We start from the raw sequence: 961 nt of genomic DNA, 5'->3' as shown, positions 1-961 counted from the left end.
CGGCTGCTTGAGCATAACGATCCCTACGGCTGTAATATCTGCCGGAACCGTCTCCTCCGTCACACCGCCAGCTACATTCGCTTTCTGGGTGAACGCGACAGGAACCTCCGTTCCACCTACCTGGTACTTCTTCGTATACGTGATGGTGTAATCTGTATCGGCTGCGGCTGGAACCGAATACTCGCCCTTCTCGTTCGTTACCGTCTCCGTCGACTTGCCCGTCTTCAGATCGGTTACGGTGAGCGGCGCATTCGGGATGACTTCTCCCGTATTGTTGTCGCGCAGCACGCCTTCCAGATAAGGGCGAACGGTCACATAGTGTGCCTCAGCCACCTGTTTCTCTGGTATGGTGCCTGTGCGAACAAGACTTGCAGGATCGGTCACATAGCCATCCGCTGTGTACGCCTCCTGAGTCACCGTGTACGCCAGATACGTTGGCAGTCCTTGCACGACGAGCGTCTGTCCATCGGTCAGCTCGAAGTGGTCGCCGCTCTTCAGCGTGCCCTTGCTGCCGTCCGACTTCTCATAGCCGTAGGAGGCCTCCGATCCCTCGCCGGTGAAGACTACCGTGTACTCAAACAGCTTCTGCTTGTCGTCTTCCTTGCCCTTCACCGTATTGCTGATGAGCAAGCCGCCATGGATAACTCGTGTGTTCGTGAACGGAGCAAGCTCGTCCTCGCCCTTCATCACGCCTATGCCCACAAGCTCCTGCGGAGAGGTTACATAGCCATCGGCGGTGTAATCCTTCTGGGTCACCTTGTAGCTCAGATGCTCGGGCAGATTCAGGATGTCCAGCGTCTCCCCGTCCTTGAGCTGGAAGCTGTCGCCGGATTGGATCGTTCCTGTACTGCCATCCGACTTCACATACGTGTAGCTTCCATCCTTGCCGGTGTCCTCAAAGCTGACGGTGTATTCGAACGCTCGCGTCTTATCCCCGCCATTGCCCATCACCTTGTTGCTG

1 protein-coding gene is annotated in these 961 nt (G+C 56.8%); it reads right to left on the bottom strand.

All coding sequences use genetic code 11. The features are described 5' to 3' along the window. Positions 1–961, bottom strand: a 961-nt coding sequence (locus ACY1JZ_RS25975; protein WP_462631671.1) for a carboxypeptidase-like regulatory domain-containing protein, incomplete at both ends; no start/stop codon positions are given.

It is taken from the genome of Paenibacillus sp. J5 (genome assembly GCF_054955055.1).
This window is presented reverse-complemented; position numbering and strand designations above follow the sequence as displayed.